16 protein-coding genes, 1 tRNA gene and 1 pseudogene are annotated in these 17,942 nt (G+C 55.4%); 10 read left to right on the top strand and 8 right to left on the bottom strand.

The features are described from left to right. Positions 1-22: 22 nt before the first annotated feature. Together GS12_RS19270 and GS12_RS19265 are read left to right on the top strand one after the other, a co-directional pair. Positions 23-868 carry an oxidoreductase gene (locus tag GS12_RS19270; protein WP_034949799.1) on the top strand — a complete coding sequence of 282 codons (846 nt, stop codon included), beginning with the start codon at positions 23-25 and terminating at the stop codon, positions 866-868. Between the two features lie 303 nt (positions 869-1,171). Continuing rightward, on the top strand, positions 1,172-4,915 hold the full coding sequence (locus tag GS12_RS19265) for an NAD(P)-binding protein (RefSeq protein ID WP_034949796.1): 3,744 nt from the start codon (positions 1,172-1,174) through the stop codon (positions 4,913-4,915). A 35-nt stretch (positions 4,916-4,950) separates the two neighbouring features. Here the strand turns inward: GS12_RS19265 and GS12_RS19260 are convergent, their stop codons facing one another. The 3 genes from GS12_RS19260 to GS12_RS19250 form a co-directional block, all read right to left on the bottom strand. Further along, a complete protein-coding gene (locus tag GS12_RS19260) occupies positions 4,951-5,769 on the bottom strand; it encodes a glycosyltransferase family 8 protein (protein WP_034949794.1) in 819 nt (272 codons plus the stop codon). Further along, complete coding sequence (locus tag GS12_RS19255) at positions 5,766-7,160, bottom strand: D-arabinono-1,4-lactone oxidase (protein ID WP_034949791.1); 1,395 nt, start codon at positions 7,158-7,160, stop codon at positions 5,766-5,768. Before GS12_RS19255 ends, GS12_RS19260 begins: the two co-directional genes overlap by 4 nt. A 199-nt stretch (positions 7,161-7,359) precedes the next feature. Further along, the gene (locus tag GS12_RS19250; protein ID WP_034915727.1) at positions 7,360-8,133 is read right to left on the bottom strand and encodes a hypothetical protein; all 774 of its coding nucleotides are present in this window, start codon (positions 8,131-8,133) and stop codon (positions 7,360-7,362) included. A 392-nt stretch (positions 8,134-8,525) separates the two neighbouring features. On the opposite strand from GS12_RS19250, the pseudogene GS12_RS19245 reads away from it, so the two are divergent. The 3 genes and pseudogenes from GS12_RS19245 (at position 8,526) to GS12_RS19235 (ending at position 10,499) form a co-directional block, all read left to right on the top strand. After that, a pseudogene (locus tag GS12_RS19245) lies at positions 8,526-8,870 on the top strand (YidH family protein). Further along, positions 8,867-9,208 carry a DUF202 domain-containing protein gene (locus GS12_RS19240; RefSeq protein ID WP_034949789.1) on the top strand — a complete coding sequence of 114 codons (342 nt, stop codon included), beginning with the start codon at positions 8,867-8,869 and terminating at the stop codon, positions 9,206-9,208. The pseudogene GS12_RS19245 and the gene GS12_RS19240 overlap by 4 nt, the downstream one beginning before the upstream one ends. A gap of 1 nt (position 9,209) precedes the next feature. Continuing rightward, a complete protein-coding gene (locus GS12_RS19235; RefSeq protein WP_034949786.1) occupies positions 9,210-10,499 on the top strand; it encodes an anaerobic sulfatase maturase in 1,290 nt (429 codons plus the stop codon). Positions 10,500-10,589: 90 nt separating this feature from the next. Here the strand turns inward: GS12_RS19235 and GS12_RS19230 are convergent. The 3 genes from GS12_RS19230 to GS12_RS19220 form a co-directional block, all read right to left on the bottom strand. Continuing rightward, positions 10,590-10,665 (bottom strand) — tRNA-Asn (locus tag GS12_RS19230). Between the two features lie 101 nt (positions 10,666-10,766). After that, entirely contained in the window at positions 10,767-11,555 is a 789-nt protein-coding gene (gene mtfA / locus GS12_RS19225) for a DgsA anti-repressor MtfA (protein ID WP_034949783.1), read from the bottom strand. 49 nt (positions 11,556-11,604) lie between these two features. Beyond that, a complete protein-coding gene (locus GS12_RS19220; RefSeq protein WP_034949781.1) occupies positions 11,605-12,270 on the bottom strand; it encodes a hypothetical protein in 666 nt (221 codons plus the stop codon). Positions 12,271-12,847: 577 nt separating this feature from the next. Here GS12_RS19220 and GS12_RS19215 point away from each other — a divergent pair. Next, positions 12,848-13,552 carry a phosphohydrolase gene (locus GS12_RS19215; protein WP_034949778.1) on the top strand — a complete coding sequence of 235 codons (705 nt, stop codon included), beginning with the start codon at positions 12,848-12,850 and terminating at the stop codon, positions 13,550-13,552. A gap of 72 nt (positions 13,553-13,624) precedes the next feature. Further along, on the top strand, positions 13,625-13,873 hold the full coding sequence (locus GS12_RS19210) for a TraY domain-containing protein (RefSeq protein ID WP_034915715.1): 249 nt from the start codon (positions 13,625-13,627) through the stop codon (positions 13,871-13,873). Between the two features lie 71 nt (positions 13,874-13,944). On the opposite strand, the gene GS12_RS19205 is transcribed toward GS12_RS19210, so the two are convergent. Then, on the bottom strand, positions 13,945-14,601 hold the full coding sequence (locus GS12_RS19205; protein WP_034915713.1) for an epoxyqueuosine reductase QueH: 657 nt from the start codon (positions 14,599-14,601) through the stop codon (positions 13,945-13,947). 155 nt (positions 14,602-14,756) lie between these two features. Here GS12_RS19205 and GS12_RS19200 point away from each other — a divergent pair, with 155 nt between their 5' ends. The 3 genes from GS12_RS19200 (at position 14,757) to GS12_RS19190 (ending at position 17,270) form a co-directional block, all read left to right on the top strand. After that, complete coding sequence (locus GS12_RS19200; RefSeq protein WP_034949801.1) at positions 14,757-16,142, top strand: DNA cytosine methyltransferase; 1,386 nt, start codon at positions 14,757-14,759, stop codon at positions 16,140-16,142. Between the two features lie 69 nt (positions 16,143-16,211). Continuing rightward, the gene (locus GS12_RS19195) at positions 16,212-16,724 is read left to right on the top strand and encodes a GNAT family N-acetyltransferase (protein ID WP_034949776.1); all 513 of its coding nucleotides are present in this window, start codon (positions 16,212-16,214) and stop codon (positions 16,722-16,724) included. A 78-nt stretch (positions 16,725-16,802) separates the two neighbouring features. Then, positions 16,803-17,270 (top strand): very short patch repair endonuclease, encoded by a 468-nt coding sequence (locus tag GS12_RS19190; protein WP_034949772.1) that lies wholly within the window; start codon positions 16,803-16,805, stop codon positions 17,268-17,270. 68 nt (positions 17,271-17,338) lie between these two features. On the opposite strand, the gene yedA is transcribed toward GS12_RS19190, so the two are convergent. Next, positions 17,339-17,942: drug/metabolite exporter YedA (gene yedA / locus GS12_RS19185; protein WP_034949770.1), on the bottom strand; the 604-nt coding region annotated here is incomplete at its 5' end.

The following is a 17,942-nucleotide window of genomic DNA, read 5'->3' as shown; positions in this document are numbered from 1 at the left end:
CTGTAAATATGAGGAAAAAAAGATGACGACAGATAAAAAACCGGTCTGGTTTATTACCGGCTGCTCCACCGGCTTCGGCCGCGAGCTGGCAAAAGAGGTACTGAAAAAAGGCTATCGTCTGGTAGCGACCGCCCGTGACAAAGCAAAAATCGCCGATATCGTTGCGGGATCAGACGAGAGCGCTCTGGCGTTAACGCTGGATGTGACGCGCAGCGAGCAGATTGATGAGGCGGTCAGGGCGGCGCAGGAAAAATTCGGCACTATTGATGTGCTGGCCAATAATGCAGGCTATGGCTATCAGTCCTCGGTGGAAGAGGGTGACGAGGCGGAGATTCGCGCGCAGTTCGATGCCAACGTCTTTGGCCTGTTTGCGATGACGCGCGCGGTGCTGCCGGTGATGCGCCAGGCGAAAAGCGGTCACATTATCAATATCACCTCCGTGGCAGGTCTGATCGGTTTTCCCTCTTCCGGCTACTACTCAGCCAGTAAACATGCCGTTGAAGGGTGGTCTGACTCGTTGCTGGCGGAAGTGGCGCCGCTGGGCATTGATGTCACCTGCGTGGAGCCGGGGCCGTTTCGAACCGACTGGGCCGGCCGCTCGCTGCGCCAGACCGCCAGCCACATTGATGACTACGCAGAAACCGCCGCTGCCCGCATGAAAACCACCTCTGGCTACAGCGGCACTCAGCCCGGCGATCCGGTGCGGGCGGCGCAGGCGATGATTGCCCTCACTGAAAGCACAAATCCACCGCGTCATTTGGTGATGGGCGCCTTCGGTTTTGATGCGGTGAGCAAAAAACTCAAAGAGCGTCTTGAGCAGGTTGAAGCCTGGAAAGAAACCACGCTTGGCACGGATTTTCCGCAGTAACCTCGCTGGCCCTTCCCACGGTAAGGAGGGCCATATTGCGCCGGCTCACTTTTTGTTTAAAATCTGCGCAGCTCTGTCCGGTTACGCCTACACTGAAACAGGAAAGCGCACCAGGCGCTGCCTGAACTTAATAACAACAAGCGACTTTCCTTTTCCTTAGCCCCTCCGTTATCGCGCCGCGATAGCGCCAGATGCTAATTCCCTCTCACTGCATTCCTTGCAGAGTCAGTTCCTCTTTCGGGCGGCGCGTTTTTTTCGCGTCCGTTCAGGCATGCCTCGTGTTTTCACAGACGGAGACGGTGTATGGCGGAATTTGCTTCATTCTGGCAGGCGGGTTTTGAAGGGGCCGATCACGTGACGCGACAGGGCGCACCGCTGTCGATGATCACTGCTAACGGCCATTTACAGAAGGTTGTGGAGGACTACCGGGCGCTGCGTGCGCTGGGAATGGCAACAGTGCGTGAAAGCGTCGGCTGGCGGCTTTGCGATTTTCCCGAGGGCTATGACTTCAGCAGCGTTAAGATCCGCATGCTGGCGGCACAGGAGACGGGCGTACAGGTATGCTGGACGGTTATGCACTACGGCTGGCCGGAAGAAACCGATATTTTTGACCGACGCTTTGTCCACCGTTTTGCCATGTTTTGCGGCGCGCTGGCACGCTTTCTGGCGCCTTTCTATGACCAGCAGGCCCCCATTTATTCGCCGGTAAATGAGATCTCATTCACCAGTTGGGCGCTGGGGGAAGGCTATTTCCCCTCTTCCTGTGCACCCGCCGACGGCGCGGGGGAACGCTGCAAGCGCCAGCTGGTCAGCGCACTGTTAGCGGGCTGCGACGCCATCTGGCAGGCCGATCCCCGCGCGCGTTTTCTGCACTGCGATCCGATAATCCATCTTGTTGCGCCACCTGAGATGGCTGTCGATCGCGCGCAGGTGAATGCCGCGTGCGAGGCGCAGTATCAGGCGTGGGACATGATCGCCGGCAGGCTGGCCCCGGAGTTGGGCGGCGCGCCGCGTTATCTCGATCTGATCGGCGCAAATTATTATCACGACAATCAGTGGGAATTCCTCTCCAACCAGCGGCTCGGCTGGCACCTTGGCGACCCACGACGCATCCCGCTGCACCAGATGCTGCAAAAATTACATCAGCGCTACGGTCGGCCCGTGCTGCTGGCGGAGACCAGCCACGTGGGCAGCGGCAGAGGCGCATGGATAAAGCACATTGCTGATGAAGTCGCGCAGGCATTGCTTGATGGTGTCAGCCTGACGGGCATTTGTCTCTATCCGGTGGTTGATCGGCCCGACTGGGATCACGGCACCTGGCATCACAGCGGATTATGGGATGTCGCCGCCACCCACCATGACCCTTTTACCCGCACGCTCAATCACCCGTTCGCCAGGGCGCTTGAGGCCGCGCAGGCATCGCTTCGCCTTTTCAATGTGAAGCTCAACATAAGAGAGAAAACACCTATGAATATGCCTGAAATGATCGTTTTCAGCCACTTGCGCTGGGATTTTGTGTTTCAACGTCCGCAGCATTTGCTGACGCGGCTCGCCGGGTATTACCGCATTGTGTTTGTCGAGGAGCCGGTTTTTCGCGCCGGCGAAGCCGGGTTTGACTATAGCTGGCCGGCGGCCAATATCACCGTTGCGCGGCCGCATACCAGCGTGCAGCAGCCGGGGTTTCATGACGATCAGCTCGCAGAGCTTAAGCCGCTGATGGGCGAGCTGTGCTCGCCAGAGGCGAAACCCGTGGTGTGGTTTTATACGCCGATGGCGCTGCCGCTGTTAACGCAGTTCACGCCGTCGCGGGTGATTTACGACTGTATGGATGAACTTTCCGCTTTCCAGCAGGCCCCGCGCCAGCTCTTACAGCGTGAGTCCGCGCTGTTGAAACGCGCGGATTTGGTCTTTACCGGCGGCCCAAGCCTCTACGCCTCGAAAAAAACGCGGCATCCGGCCGTGCACTGTTTCAGCAGCAGCGTGGACGCCATCCATTTCGAGCAGGCGCTGGATCGCAGCAACGGTCATCCGTTGCAGAATGCTATACCGCATCCGCGTCTTGGCTATTACGGCGTGATCGACGAGCGGCTGGACCTCGAACTGATTGCTGCGCTGGCTGACGCGCACAATGACTGGCAGCTCATTTTTGTCGGACCGGTGGTGAAGATCGATCCCGCCACGCTGCCGGTGCGGGATAATATTCACTATTTGGGTCAGCAGCCTTATCAGGCGCTGCCGCAGTTTCTGGCGGGGTGGGACGTCTGCCTGATGCCGTTTGCGCTGAATGACGCCACGCGTTTTATCAGTCCGACTAAAGTGCTGGAGTACATGGCAGCGGAACTGCCCGTTGTCAGTACGGCGATTGCCGACGTGGTGGCAGGCTACGACGACGTGGTGTTCATTGCCCGCGACAAACAGGCGTTTATCACTGATTGCGCGCGGGCGCTGTCGCTGTCGGACGCAGAGCGTCTGCGTACAGGGGAACGCATGCGCGCAATCGTCAGCGCAACCTCGTGGGACAGCACCGTGCAAAAAATGAAGGCGCTGATCGATAACCCTTTCATGCCGACTGTACGCATTGAGGACGTGAGCCAGCCGCTGGCTGAACCAGACATCATGCCGCGTAATCCGGCGGCGTTGAAGGCAAAATACCTGATCCTCGGCGCCGGGCCGACCGGCCTGAGCGCCGCCGAGCGTCTGGGAAAAGACGCAGTGCTGCTGGAAAGAAACAGCAGCGTGGGCGGCTGGTGCCGTTCGGAGCAACACGGTGGATTTACCTTTGACTACGCCGGACACATTATGTTTTCCGCCGATCCCTGGGTGCTGGAGATGTATCAGCGCCTGCTTGGCGATAATCTCCACTGGCAAAACCGTGAAGCCTGGGTCTGGTCACACCAAACCTACACCCGCTATCCTTTTCAGGGCGCGCTGTTTGGGCTGCCCGCCGGGGTGATCACCGAGTGCGTGATGGGCGCAATAGAAGCGCGCTACGAGACCGATGAGTATGAACCGGGCATGGTTAAGGTGGAAGATTGCTGTGCTGATGGCGGCACGCCTGCCACCGACGACTGTACGCTCACCCGGCGCGATAAAGAGGCGAAAAACTTTGAGCAGTTTATCTATCGCACGTGGGGAAGCGGAATAGCGAAGCACTTCGCTGTGCCCTACAACAAAAAAATATGGAAGGTGCCGTTGGCTGAGATGGAGACGTCATGGCTGGGCGGACGCGTTCCGCTGCCCGATCTCCGGCAGATTATTTCAGGGGCGCTGGCGCCTGTATCTCAACCCGTCGGTCCGAACGCCCGTTTTGGTTATCCATTAAAAGGTGGGTTTGAGGCGCTGATGTCCGGTTTCCTGCCTTTGCTCAAGGGCACGCTTGAAACAGAAGCGGAGATCGTTCGCGTGATACCGAGCCAGCATCTTGTTGCGCTGGCAGACGGGCGTCACTATCAGTATGAGCAGCTTATCAGCACGTTACCGCTGCCCGCGTTGATAAAGATGATTGGCGATCAGGCACCTGAGGAGATCAGAAACGCCGCCGGTCAGCTGCGTCATACCTCGATTCGCTGTGTGAATTTAGGCATTAACCGCCCGAATCTGACTGACAAACACTGGGTGTACTACCCGGAAAATACGCTGTTTCATCGCATCTTTATGCAGGGGAATGCCAGCCCGCACTGCAATCCCCCCGGTGGTTTTGGCCTGACCTGCGAGATCAGCTATTCGCAGGCGTCGCCGCTGCCGCTGGAGGGCGATGCGCTGAATGAACGCTGTATCCGTGAGTGTATTGAGGTGGGGCTGTTTACCGCTGAAGATGAGGTGCTTACCGCCACGCAAATCGATATCCCGTGTGCCTATGTTATTTACGACCATGCACGGGAGAGAAACGTGACGCTTATTCGTCACTGGCTGAGTCACTTTGGCATCACGCTGGCCGGACGCTACAGCGAGTGGGAATATTATAATTCCGACCATGCTTTTCTGGCGGGCAGGAAGGCGGCGGAAAAATTACTGGCGGTTGGGCTGGAGAGCAGCGTCGTATCTTAGCCCATAACGTCCGGCAAGCGTGCCGGACGTGCTATCTATCCGGCCACGTCCCACCACTGCTTATTCAGCGCGTAATAGCGGTCGGTGGGATCCAGCGGTTTATCCCATGGTTTATCGAGAATAAAGTGAATGTTTTTTACCGCAGAGTCATCCCACAGTGCCGGATGCTGATGCGGCAGCGTTTTCAGCGCATTATAGATGTAGGGCAGCGGGCGCCAGCGCTGATGATAGTAGTCATTGAGAAAATCCTGTTCCGGGAACAGATAGCGGGAAAGATCCCCCAGCGTGGCCAGCTCATGCATCATATCGTCGAAAACGGCCTTGTCCGGTGTCAGCACCAGAAAACCGCTGTTAAGGTAGTTGTCCACCTCGTCCGGCGCAGAGGTGTGATCGCGTCCACGGCAGTAGCTGTAAAAACAGTTTTCCGGCGTCCAGCTTTTCGGATAGCTGCGGATTTTATTGGGATTGCAGCGGCAGGCGTGGCAGGCAGCGATCTCATCTTCCGCCAGCGGAAGCTCAAACAGCTCATCCATATTTTGCGTAACCAGCATGTCGGCATCAAGAAAAACGATGCGCTGATAATCCGTTAGCGTCCAGGCGGCCAGCTTGGTCCACACCTCTGAAAACCGTGCATTGGCGTAGTTGCTCTGAAGGCGGCTGTCGGGGCTGACCGGCTCGACGTTCTTCAGCAGGCAACCGGCTTCTTCCAGCGGCTTTCTGATATCGGCACCGATATTTGCCGTCACCATCACCACCAGCGGGTAGGCGCTGTTCACTTTTTTTAATGAGGCGAAGAGCGTGCGGACGCCAGTGGCGTACCCCGGCTGCGTCAGCAGCGTAGCCCATGCTTTCATCGTTGCGCCTCCTTCAATAATCCATCAATAAACGCATTAGCGAATTTATGCTGCGGATCGAGCGCCTCTCTGACCTTCTTAAAGGCCGCCCACTGTGGATAGATCGCAGCCCAGTCATACAGCGAAGCATCAAAATATTTGCCCCAGTGCGGTTTTCCGCCTTCTTCGGCCAGCAGTTTTTCGACGGCCAGCAGGAAATTTACGCCTTCTTCAGAAAGTGAACCGTCCTCAGCGTAGTAGACCACAAAGCCAAAGAAGCAGGTTTCCTCGCCGGCTGCCGGGCTGAGCCAGGCAGAAGAACCGCCGGTGCAGCGCAGGATAATCGGATAGTGCATATGCGGTTGCGTTTCCTGATGCCACGCTTTGATTTTTTTTATTACCGCTGCCGTACGGGCCAGTGGAATACCGATTTCAACATTGATCTGCGGTGTGGCGATGCCGCGGCAAAATACCTGATAAACGTCGCCGGTTACGTCGGAGAAGTCTTTAAAGCGGGTGACGGTACGAAACGGTTTGCCGTTTTCATCAACGATTTTAGTATCGCTGCGCATATGTTCCAGCGTCTGCTCCACCGTGTCGTTCATGGCATCGCTGGTCGCTTCCTGTGTGACCAGCTCTTCGTTATTGTCGCGATACAGCTGGATCTCTTCTCCGCTCGCTTCACGTGCGGCCCATACGTGCACCTGATTTTCATTCGGGAACCACCACGCTTTGCTTAGCGCAAAATCGCGATTCCAGTGCAGGAGATCCTCTTCCAACGTGTCGGCGCTGACGGCGTTCTTGAAACAGGTGTAAATTTGCAGAGGCTGCGTGCGCAGGGTGACCTGTGTCACCACGCCAAGCGCGCCTAATCCAAGCTGTACGGCGTGAAACCAGGGGTGATCGCGATCGAAGGTGGCGACGCTGCCATCTGCCAACACCATGCGAATTTCTGATGCTTCATCGGCAATCGAACTCTGGCGCAATCCCTGTCCGTGTGTCCCGGTTGCCAGCGCACCGGCCAGTGACTGTGAGGCGATAACGCCCGGCGAGGAGGGAAGCATACGGCCCACGCCAGCCAGCACTTCGTAAACCTCATGCAGCGGCGTGCCGCCGGCAAACGTGGCGCTGTCTTCGGTCAGTGCGATAAGTCCGCTGAGGTGATGAAGGTCCACCAGCATATCGTCCGGCGCGGTCAGCTTCAGCATTCGCCCCGACGACATCTTGCTGCCCATTATGCGCACGTTACCGCCACACGCTGCCACGATCGACTGAAGCTCTGCCTCATTTTGCGGCGCAACAACAATACGTTTTTTACCCAGTGTTTCGTTCCGGGCCCAGTTCCATACCTGAGATTGATCTGCGCCGGGATCGGTTTCACGGCGTGGGTATCCGGCATAATCGCTTGCCATCTGGAGCTCCTTTTAAATGAAGAAAAAATTTATCGGTCTGAAATGTGTGAGTCGTCACGGTTATTTTGCTTCAGACACCGTTAAGCGTAGATGAGTTGCGGCAAAAGGAATAAATTTCATGTTAAAAAAATCTGTACAGGTGGTAGATGTATTGTACAGATTTTTATGCAAGGAAGAAGGGAAGGGAATAGAAAATTTACTAATGACGATGGTCAGTTAACGTGTGTGTGCCATCCACCACGCTCGCGAAGTGCGTGTCTATTTTTGCATTGAGTTCGGCCTGATCGGGCAGCGGCTTTCCGCGCAGCAGAGCCTCAGTGGTAAAGCAAAAAATTAAAATGCTGCGGCTGCAAAGATTGGTCACGTCGGTATAGCTTTCCAGCGATTGCAAATAGATTTCATCGCCCTGCGCGTTTTGACGGCTGGTTTGCATAGCGGAAACCAGCAGGCGACAAACATCTGGCGCATCGCCCAGCACCGGCATTTTGCCAATGGAAAAGGCCAGCATTTTCTCCACGCGAATAAACAGCAGCCGCCGATGAGCAGAAGCAAACAGCTCTTCCAGCGTTTCCAGCCACAGAACCAGCGTGGTATTAAACAGCTCGTTTTGTGCCATCTCCAGGCTGGCGTGTTGCCAGTTAAACCGGCTAATCAGCTCAAAAAAAGCACTCTGGTAAGCACCGAATGCGAGGCTGTCGCTGTCGTCAACCTGAGGCAGTTGATTGCTGGCGAGTTCAAAACGCTGAAGCTCAGACTGGCTTTGTTCATCCTCAGCATCGATCAGCCGGGCTTTACGCTGCTGAAGCGTTTTCAGACCTTCCAGTTCGTGCAGCGTCGACATTGCAATTTCACTGGCCATCAGCGCTTTGTTAATTAAATGGATCTCTGCCGAGGAAGCCACCACCGAGCGTTCTGCCAGCAGTTCATTGCGTCGGTTGAGGTAAGCGGCAGCGGGCGTGAGGAAATTACACATGAAAAATCTCGTTGTCGGGAAAGGGCTGCGGGCAATCTCGCCCTGTAAAGAAGGCTCAGTATGACACAGTAAATATGCCTGAATTCTTCTTACCGACCGTTTTCAGGAGAATGCGCAGGCGTTTCAGTGCCAGGCAAGTCTGGAGAAAAGATGGCGCTGTCAGAGGGATGCAGCGCACACAAGGCTGAAAAATAGCTCAAAACTTTCTGTATCAATGATCTGGCGCAATCTGTTTGCCGGACGCCCTGCTATATCGTGACCAGAAGCGGCTAACTGCTGTTGCGGTGACGCGTTGATCACAGGGAAAAGGAGACGTTGATGAAAACAGGGAGAACGTTCAGTTCAGCAGGGCAGCTTATCAACGGCTGCCCGCCCATTACAGAAGAAAGCCAGTGAGCTGGCGAACGCAGGGAAAATCGCCGGATTATCGTTTCTCACTGGCGAATGAGCGGACGTTTCTTGCCTAGATCCGCACCGCGCTGGCGTTTATGGCCGCCGCCATTGGCATCGATCAGCTTGCGCCCGATCTGGCGCCGTCCCAACTGCGTGAAGGGCTGGTTGCCGCACTGGGCATCACGGCAGCGCTGCTGGCCTGGTATGCCTGGCGACGTTGGGTGCTCAATGAACGCACCATGCGTAATGACGCCGAGCTGACCTTACCGCACATACTTGTCTGGCTGAGCGGCGGTCTGGCAACGGGGATTTTACTGACGCTGGCCGCGTTGATGCTGTTATGAGCAAAAACGTTCGCCCCCGCGATGCGGGATTGCAACCGGAACGTACTGCGCTGGCCTGGCAAAGAACCGTTTTCACCGTACTGATTTTCTCTCTGGCGGCGGTTCGCGTGGCGCTTTCCCGTGGTGATATTGTCTCCGGCGCACTCAGTGGCGCTGGCATTATCCTGTTGCTGATGATGGCTATCTCTTATCGTCGGCAGCAAACCCTTATCAATCGAACAGACCTGTCGACGCTCTCATCGGCGCTGGCTAAAGGATTGATCAGCGCAGCGCTTTGTCTGGTGTCGCTGTCATTTGCGCTGCCAGCATTGCTCAATTTAATGAAAGGAGAGGGCTGACATGGCGTTAGCAGGTTGCCACGTAATGGCGAAACCGGGCGGATCGGTCTGCAATATTGATTGCACCTACTGTTTCTATCTTGAAAAGGAGGCGTTGTACCCTGAGCGTCATAACAACTGGCGCATGTCAGATGAGACGCTCGAAGCCTTCATTCGCCAGCATATCGCGGCACAAAGCAGCGATTGCGTTAATTTCGCCTGGCAGGGCGGCGAGCCCACCATGATGGGGTTGCCGTTTTTTCAGCGGGTCATTGCGCTGTGTGATAAATACGCTAACGGCAAAAAAACAGAACATGCTCTGCAAACCAACGGCCTGCTGTTAAATGATGAGTGGGCCCGCTTCTTTGCGGAACACGGGTTCCTGGTGGGACTGTCGATCGACGGCCCGGCGCATCTGCATAACCAGTATCGCGTCAATCGCGCCGGGAAGGGGACGCATGACCAGGTCATGGCCGCGCTGGCATTGCTGAAAGCCCACAGGGTTGAGTTCAACACGTTAACGGTGATCGGCAGACATAACGTGGATCATGCGCGGGAAGTGTATGAATTTCTTCTGGCGGCCGGTTCGCGCTATATCCAGTTCATCCCGCTGGTGGAACGGATGAGTAGTGACGTGACCAGCACGTTGAACCTGGTGATGCCCGGTGAGAGCGCCGCGACGCTGGCGCCGTGGACCGTGCCGTCATGGCAATATGGCCAGTTTCTCAGCCAGATTTTTGATATCTGGGTACGGCGCGACGTGGACAACGTCTACGTACAGATGTTTGCCGTCGCGCTGGCGGCCTGGATGGGGCAGCCGCCTGTTCTCTGCGTTCATGCCGAAACCTGCGGACATGCGTTTGCGCTGGAGTCAAACGGCGATCTCTATAACTGCGATCATTTTGTCTATCCGGAACACCTGCTGGGCAATATTCATCAGCACAGCATTCAGTCGCTGAATAACAGCGAACGGGCGATGGCCTTTGGCGAAGCGAAACGCAAAACGTTAACTGCCGAATGTCGCTGCTGCGATTACCGTTTTGTCTGCCACGGCGGCTGCCCGAAACATCGCTTCGCCGTATCGCCCTCTGGTCATCCCGGACACAGCTATCTGTGCGCGGGATATCAACATTTTTTTCAGCACATCACGCCGGTGATGAACGCATGGCGAGAGATGCTGAATCAGGGTTATCCGGTGCCTGCGATTATGCAATGGCTGGCGGTTGAGAAGCGTAAGGCAGGGAAAGAAACAGGCCGGAATGCGCCCTGTTCCTGTGGGAGCGGTAAGAAATTTAAGAAATGCTGCGGTTAACCGGGAATGAACAGGCCTGGTTCTGAAAACTTATTCAGGGCCGTTGTGATGACAAAAAAAGCCCGCTCGGGTGAGCAGGTTTCTTAAATTTGGCTCCTCTGACTGGACTCGAACCAGTGACATACGGATTAACAGTCCGCCGTTCTACCGACTGAACTACAGAGGAATCGGTTTCGATGGAGCGCATATTAGCGAGGGCGCAGAGCACTGTCAACAGCAAAAAAGCGTCAGGCTTTCAATTGACTACGATTAAAACAACCCGACGTTTTAGTAATCAGTTTCCGCAGCAGTCACGGCCGGATCGCCATCAGATAAACGCTGATAGGGGTCTTGCTGATAAAACTGCGTGAAGCGCTGATAAAGCGTGGCAAAACGGGCTTTAAAAAGCGCCGGTGCGCTAAAAAAATACTCTGATAGTACCGCAAAACACTCTGCCGGGTCCGTTGCCGCATAGGCATCAATGCTGGCTGCATTTTCGCCGACTAAATCAATTTCTTCCTGAATTTCCGCCATTGCGCCGTGCAGATCCTGCTCCCAGCCCGCAACGTCACGCAGAGCAATCGGCGGTACGCCGTTGGCGTAACCGCCGCGAGAATCCAGTTTATGAGCTACTTCATGGACGATAAGGTTAAAACCGGAGAGATCGAAAGAGTCCTGTACGTCCAGCCAGTTCAGCACGACCGGCCCTTGCTGCCAGCTCTGCCCGGCATGAACGGCGCGCCCGGCATGTATCAGGCCAAATTCATCTTCCCACTCATCATCAACGATAAAAGGCGAAGGGTAGATCAGCACCTCGTGGAAGCCATCCAGCCATTCAAAGCCTAACTGCATCACCGGCAGGCAAAAGAGCAGCGCCAGCCGCGCGCGTTTTAATGCATCAAGCTGGAGGTTCTGCAACGGCACCAGGCTTTTCTGTTGCAAAAAACGTTCGGCAAGCTGGATAAGAGAGCGCCGCTCGTCCTCACTAAGTCCGCTCAGCACGGGCAGCATGAGCGCTTCCGACCAGGGCAGCGCGGAAGGAGCGGATTCACGGGTTTTCCAGGGCCATTTGATCATGTTGCCGCTCAGTTTTACAGGGTGAAGTTAACCTGCGCCGCAGGCGCGTTTATGCGTCAATGCGGGTAAAATCAATGACCCATACCCACGGATTGACTTCCCAACTGGTGCCGCCATATTGCAGCGCCCACTGCTTGCGGTAAGCGTCCTTCGCGGAAACAGGCTCATTATGCATGGTAAAAAAGTTATTCAGAAAGTGGGAGTCGGTCTGCACGCCTTCCGCCATTACGTCATCTTCACTGATGTCCTGAATCTTTTCGACGCGAATACGGGCTATTTCCAGATCGATGCGGCTTGCCCAACGCGGCATATGAATGCCCGCCTGCCATCCCGACTGATCTTCCTGATCCGCCCGATCGACAAAGTGACTGGTGTCGGCTCGATACTGACAATAGCGCGGGTTTTTAAACCGCGTTGGCGAGCGTTCGTAATCGCTTACCTCATTGGCGTCGATAATCGGGCCGCGCCACGTTTCGCGTACCCATAATCTGTCGCCCGGCTGTCCATACGGGCAATGATAACTTAAGTTTTCCATCCCCATAACCCGATTACCCTGAAGGTGATTATTGATAACGTCAATGCCATAACAGCCTTCATGATTATCCTGTCCCGGACCCATAAGCTGAGATTTCATGATACGACGGGTTTGAGTCTGCTGCCCTGAAAGCAGCGCACGCACCCGCTGATCGCTAAATAAAATCGGGCGTTCTTTCATAATTCACCTCGGTTGCTGACACGCTGACGCCGTAATGAAAAACATCATATGAACAAGTCTGAACGTTAGCGCCGGGAGGCGCGTCAGCGGGAACAATTTATTATATACATTAGCTGTGCTTTTAAATATGCAACGAAAAAAACAAGAAACGTAAACGATTGCGTTATTATGCTTAGCTGTACGAAGGCCAGGCACGACCTGAGGCGCCACTCGCCTGTCATCTTTCTGACATCTGTTTTCTTTACAGTCCCTTACACCGGGCATGGCAGTGTGGTTTACTGGACTCAGCGCGTCCCGTCCCCGATATGGCACAGGCCCAATTCTACCTCAATATCGCTCAATCAGCAGCACATTCGTTTCAATCTTTCCGCTATCCGGCTTTCATCATTTACCTGAAAACCAATTACTTTTTCTGAATAGCGAAATGCTTAAATAGTGAAAAATAGTGTGAAATCCTGAAAATTAGCGCTATAAACATGACATGGATCCCATTTTACCGGCGTGATTCAGCAGGTTATTCGCTGCGGCTCAGCCCGGTATAAAACGGCCCACGGGCTAAATCAGCAAGGAGGAAGCAGTGACATTAATTCACTGGCAATCGCGGTTTGAGAACTGGCTCCATGAAACCTGGCCGCAGGACGACAAAGCGCACGATGTGGCGCATTTGCGTCGCGTCTGGCAAACGGCGCAGCGCATTATGGCGGCACATGATGTCGATGAACTGGTGGTGCTGACCGCCTGCTATTTTCACGACGTTGTAAACCTGCCGAAGAACCATCCGGAACGTCATCTTGCGTCAGCTCAGGCAGCGGCGGAAACGCGGCGTATTCTTCTCACCGTCTTCCCGGACTTTCCGCAAGAGAAATATGATGCTGTCGCACATGCGGTGCACGCGCACAGCTTCAGCGCAGGTGTGGCGGCCGAAACGCTGGAAGCCAAAATTGTGCAGGATGCCGACCGCCTGGAGTCGCTGGGCGCCATTGGTCTGGCTCGCGTCTTTTACGTCTCCGGCGCCCTGGGGCGACCGATGTTCGACAGTGTTGATCCGCTTGGCCGCGCCAGGCCGCTGAATGACACCGAATGGGCGCTCGATCACTTCCAGAAAAAGCTGCTCACGCTGCCGCAAACCATGCAAACCGCAGAGGGCAGGCAGATGGCAGAACACAACGCCAGCTTTCTGGTGACCTATATGGCCAAGCTGTGCGCTGAGCTGAAAGGGGACTTTTGCTCGTTGGATGAAGAGGTGCTGCGTGAGTTCAGCGCCATCAATGAGAAATATTAAATTTTTGTGACTGTATAGGTTATGAAGGCGCTTTGGGCTACGGTATCGGTGAATTCTTCAGGAGAATCAGCTATGAACGATACCGTGAGCTTAACCATTAAGATCGATCCTGCTTTAAAGGAAATGCTCAAATCCTTTGCCCTTGAAAACCAGATTACACTCAGCCAGGAAGTCAGCCAGCGTTTGCAGGACAGCCTGAACACCTTTCAACATCCGGCGGTAGACAATCAGGGCGTCATCGAAGACGTGGATGCGCCGCTGAGCCTCGACGAAATCAAAAAAGTGCGCGCGCTACTGAAAAAGACCAAAAAGAAGAAGTAACGATGCTCATTGGAGCCCCTGCCAGCCAGGGGCTTTATTGTCTCAGAGCACAAACTGGCTGAGGCAAGCCGCTACTGCTCTTCATCGCCATAGTAAAGTACGCCGAGCTTGATCAGCGGTCGACCCTGGTTTTTACGGTGGAGATTGCTGTCGCGCAATGAGTAAACACAGCCGCAGTACTCCTGCTGATAAAAGCGCTCACGCTTGCTTATTTCAATCATTCGCGCTGAACCGCCTTTTTTACGCCAGTTATACTCCCAGTAAACCATATCGGGATAGGGTGCTGCCGCACGCACGCCGCAGTCGTTGATCTGTTGCATATTCTTCCAGCGTGAAATGCCGAGCGAACTGGAAATCGCCTGGAAACCGTGCTCGTGCGCATAAAGCGCGGTGCGTTCAAAGCGCATGTCGAAACACATGGTGCAGCGCGCGCCGCGCTCCGGCTCCCACTCCATGCCCTTCGCTCGCGAAAACCAGTTATCAGTATCATAGTCGGCATCGACAAACGGAACGCCGTGCTTCTCTGCAAAGCGGATGTTCTCCTCTTTACGCAGCAAATACTCTTTTTGCGGATGAATATTCGGGTTATAGAAGAAAATGGTGTAATCGATGCCAGCGGCCTGAATGGCTTCCATCACCTCGCCGGAGCAGGGCGCGCAGCAGGAGTGCAGAAGCAGTTTTTTTGCGCCGTTTGGCAACTGAAGCGGGGGACGATTAATGTCTTGCATGGCGGCAGGGGCTCCTGTTTTTTCTGATAAGCGCCAGTTTAGGCGGCGTGGCGCGCAATGTCACGGCGGGGCGGCGGCAAAAATAGCCCATGCGCCTGGCATCGCGCAGAGTAAGTGATAAACTGACCGCCGTTTTTTCTGATAACCGGACAATCATGAGCGAGCGTGAGAACGTGACGGCGAAAGAGCCTCAGGCGGAGAAGTGGGAGCAGGATCGTCAGCTGATGCGTCAGGTGCTGGACATTTACGACATCAAAACCGTGCTGGCCACGCTCGGCAATCGCGCATGGACGCGCGACGGGCTGAACCGCTGGCTCAGCGGGAAAGGTTCGCAAGCGGCGCTCAATGAAGCGGAGATCGCCCGGCTCAGGCAGCTTCTCCCCTCGCCGCCGCCGCATCACCCTGATTATGCCTTTCGCTTTATCGATCTCTTTGCCGGTATCGGCGGCCTGCGCAGCGGTTTTGAGGCAGCGGGCGGCGAGTGCGTCTTTACCAGCGAGTGGAATAAATATGCCGTGCGCACCTACAAGGCGAACTGGTATTGCGATCCGGAACGGCACACTTTCAATCAGGATATTCGCGATGTCACCCTGAGCGGCAACCCGGCGGTCACTCCGGCGCAGGCCAGCGAACATATCGTGCGCACCATCCCGGAACATGACGTTCTGCTGGCGGGCTTTCCCTGCCAGCCGTTTTCTCTGGCGGGCGTCTCAAAGAAAAATGCGTTGGGCCGCGCGCACGGGTTTGAGTGCGAGGCGCAGGGCACGCTGTTTTTTGACGTGGCGCGCATTATCACCGCCAGGCGACCGGCCATTTTTGTGCTGGAAAACGTTAAGAATCTGAAGAGTCATGATAAAGGGAAGACGTTCCGCATCATCATGGAGACGCTGGACGAGCTGGGCTATGACGTGGCTGATGCGGAAGCCACCGGCGCCAGCGATCCTAAAATCATCGACGGCAAACATTTTTTACCCCAGCATCGGGAGCGCATCGTACTGGTGGGATTTCGGCGGGATCTGCAACTGCCCACCTTCAGCCTGCGCGCGCTTGCCAGCCACTATCCCGCCCGCCGTACGCCGTTGCGCGAACTGCTGGAACCGGCGGTGGACGCGAAATATATCCTCACGCCCACGCTGTGGAAATACCTTTACCAGTACGCTAAAAAACACCAGGCAAAAGGCAACGGATTTGGCTACGGGTTAGTTGATCCTCTGCTTGAAAACGGCGTGGTGCGTACGCTCTCCGCGCGTTATCACAAGGACGGCTCGGAAATTCTGATCGATCGCGGTTGGGATCGTGCGCTGGGAGAACGTGATTTTGACGATGAAGCCAATCAGCAGCGCCGCCCGCGTCGCCTGACGCCGCGTGAATGCGCTCGCCTGATGGGTTTTGAACAACCTGGCGGGCCGCGCTTCCGGCAGCCGGTTTCCGATACGCAGGCCTATCGGCAGTTTGGCAATTCCGTGGTGGTGCCCGCTTTTGCCGCCGTGGCAACGCTGCTGCTGCCCTGGATTAACAAAGCCGTAAAGCTGCGCGCGTAACGCCAAAAAAGCGAACGCCATTTGCCAGAAGACGTCACCGATTTTACCTGACAAGCATGAGGAGAAAGGATGAGCATCATTATTCGTGGCACTGAGCAGGAGGATGCGAAAGACTACCAGCGTATTTTCAGTAAAAGAGAGGTTCAGGAAAATACGCTGCAACTCCCTTATCCTTCGCTTGCTAGCTGGAAACAAAAACTGTCTGAATACGCCAGTCAGGGAAAATATGGCTTTGTTGCGGTAGTGGATAGCATTGTGGCAGGCGAGCTGACGATTTTCACGCACCCGAATGCCCGCATCAAACATGTTGTCAGCTTTGGTATCGGCGTCGATACGGACTTCGCCGGGCGAGGAGTTGGTTCTGCGTTACTGCGTCATGGCATGAGCTATTCCTTTGACTGGCTGGGCGCAAGGAAGATTGAACTGGAAGTCTTTGAGGACAACGAAAAAGCGATTAGCCTTTATCGTAAGTTTGGTTTTAGCGAAGAGGGGCGGAAGCGTGGCGCGGCTTTACGCCGCGGCAAATACGAAAACGTTCTTCTTATGGCGCTTCACTCTCCGCATATCGCACATGGAGTATAAGCAGGGGAAAACAGTGCTGAGTCGTCTCTTTACGACAGCGCGCTATGATTAAACGTGCTGACTTACACGGACGAGACCATGGCTGACGTACACTCTTCTGAAATCCGCAGTAAAAATATGCGCGCCATTCGCACCCGCGATACGGCAATTGAAAACCGGCTGGCAACGCTGCTGGCCGAGCTGGGGCTGAGCTATGAGGTGCAGGATAAAACGCTGCCCGGCCGTCCTGACTTTGTTCTGCGCCAGCATCAGGCTATTGTTTTTGTCCACGGCTGTTTCTGGCATCACCATGACTGCCATCTTTTTAAAGTGCCGGCGACGCGCACCACGTTCTGGATGGAAAAAATCGCCGGCAACGTCGCGCGTGATCAACGTTTTATCGGCGAACTCACCGCCGCAGGCTGGCGGGTGCTGATTGTCTGGGAATGCGCGTTACGCGGAAAGATGAAGCTGGACAACGAGGCGCTGAGTTCACGCCTCGAAGAGTGGATATTTGCCGGCAGCGGCAACGCTGAGATTAATGTAAAAGGCATCCACCAGTCGTAGCGCTGTTGCTGAAGCTGCAAATTTTCATCCCTGCTACATGTCAGCGGACGAGGCTGCGCATGGCTCCCTCACTGACAGGGTTTAACGTCAGGCGGTGCAGGGAACAGGTATTTCCCCAGCGTCACCAGCACCACCGCCAGAATAATGACGCCGAGCGCCAGCCACTCGCGGGACGTCAGGCTCTCACCGCCAAAGCTGATGCCGAGCAGCACCGCCACCACCGGATTCACGTAGGCATAGCTGGTGGCAATGGCGGGCGTGACGTTGCGGATCAGATACATATAGGCGTTAATAGCGATAACGGAACCAAACAGGCTCAGGTAGCCCAGAGCAAGAAAGCCCTGCAAGGTAGGCGCCGCCGTCAGCTTTTCACCGCTTAACGCGCTGGCGACAAGCAGCACTGCGCCCGCCGTCAGCATTTCGACCGCACCCGCCATCATGCCCGACGGCAGCGTAATGCGCGATCCCCATACTGAACCGAATGCCCAACTAAGCGAACCAATCAGAATCATCACGGCCCCCCAGGGATTGCCGCCTAAATGGCCGCCGCTGTTCAGTAAAATAATGCCGACCAGGCCGACGGCGATTCCGACCCACTCAATCCAGCGGGTCTGGATGCCAAACAGGCGGCTGAAGCACATGGCGAACAGCGGCACGGTTGCCACCATCACG

Origin of the sequence: Erwinia oleae, assembly GCF_000770305.1 — a bacterium.
GTDB classification, from domain to species: Bacteria; Pseudomonadota; Gammaproteobacteria; order Enterobacterales; family Enterobacteriaceae; genus Erwinia; species Erwinia oleae.
Note: the sequence above shows the minus strand (reverse complement) of the source record. Positions and strands in the feature narration are given on the sequence as shown.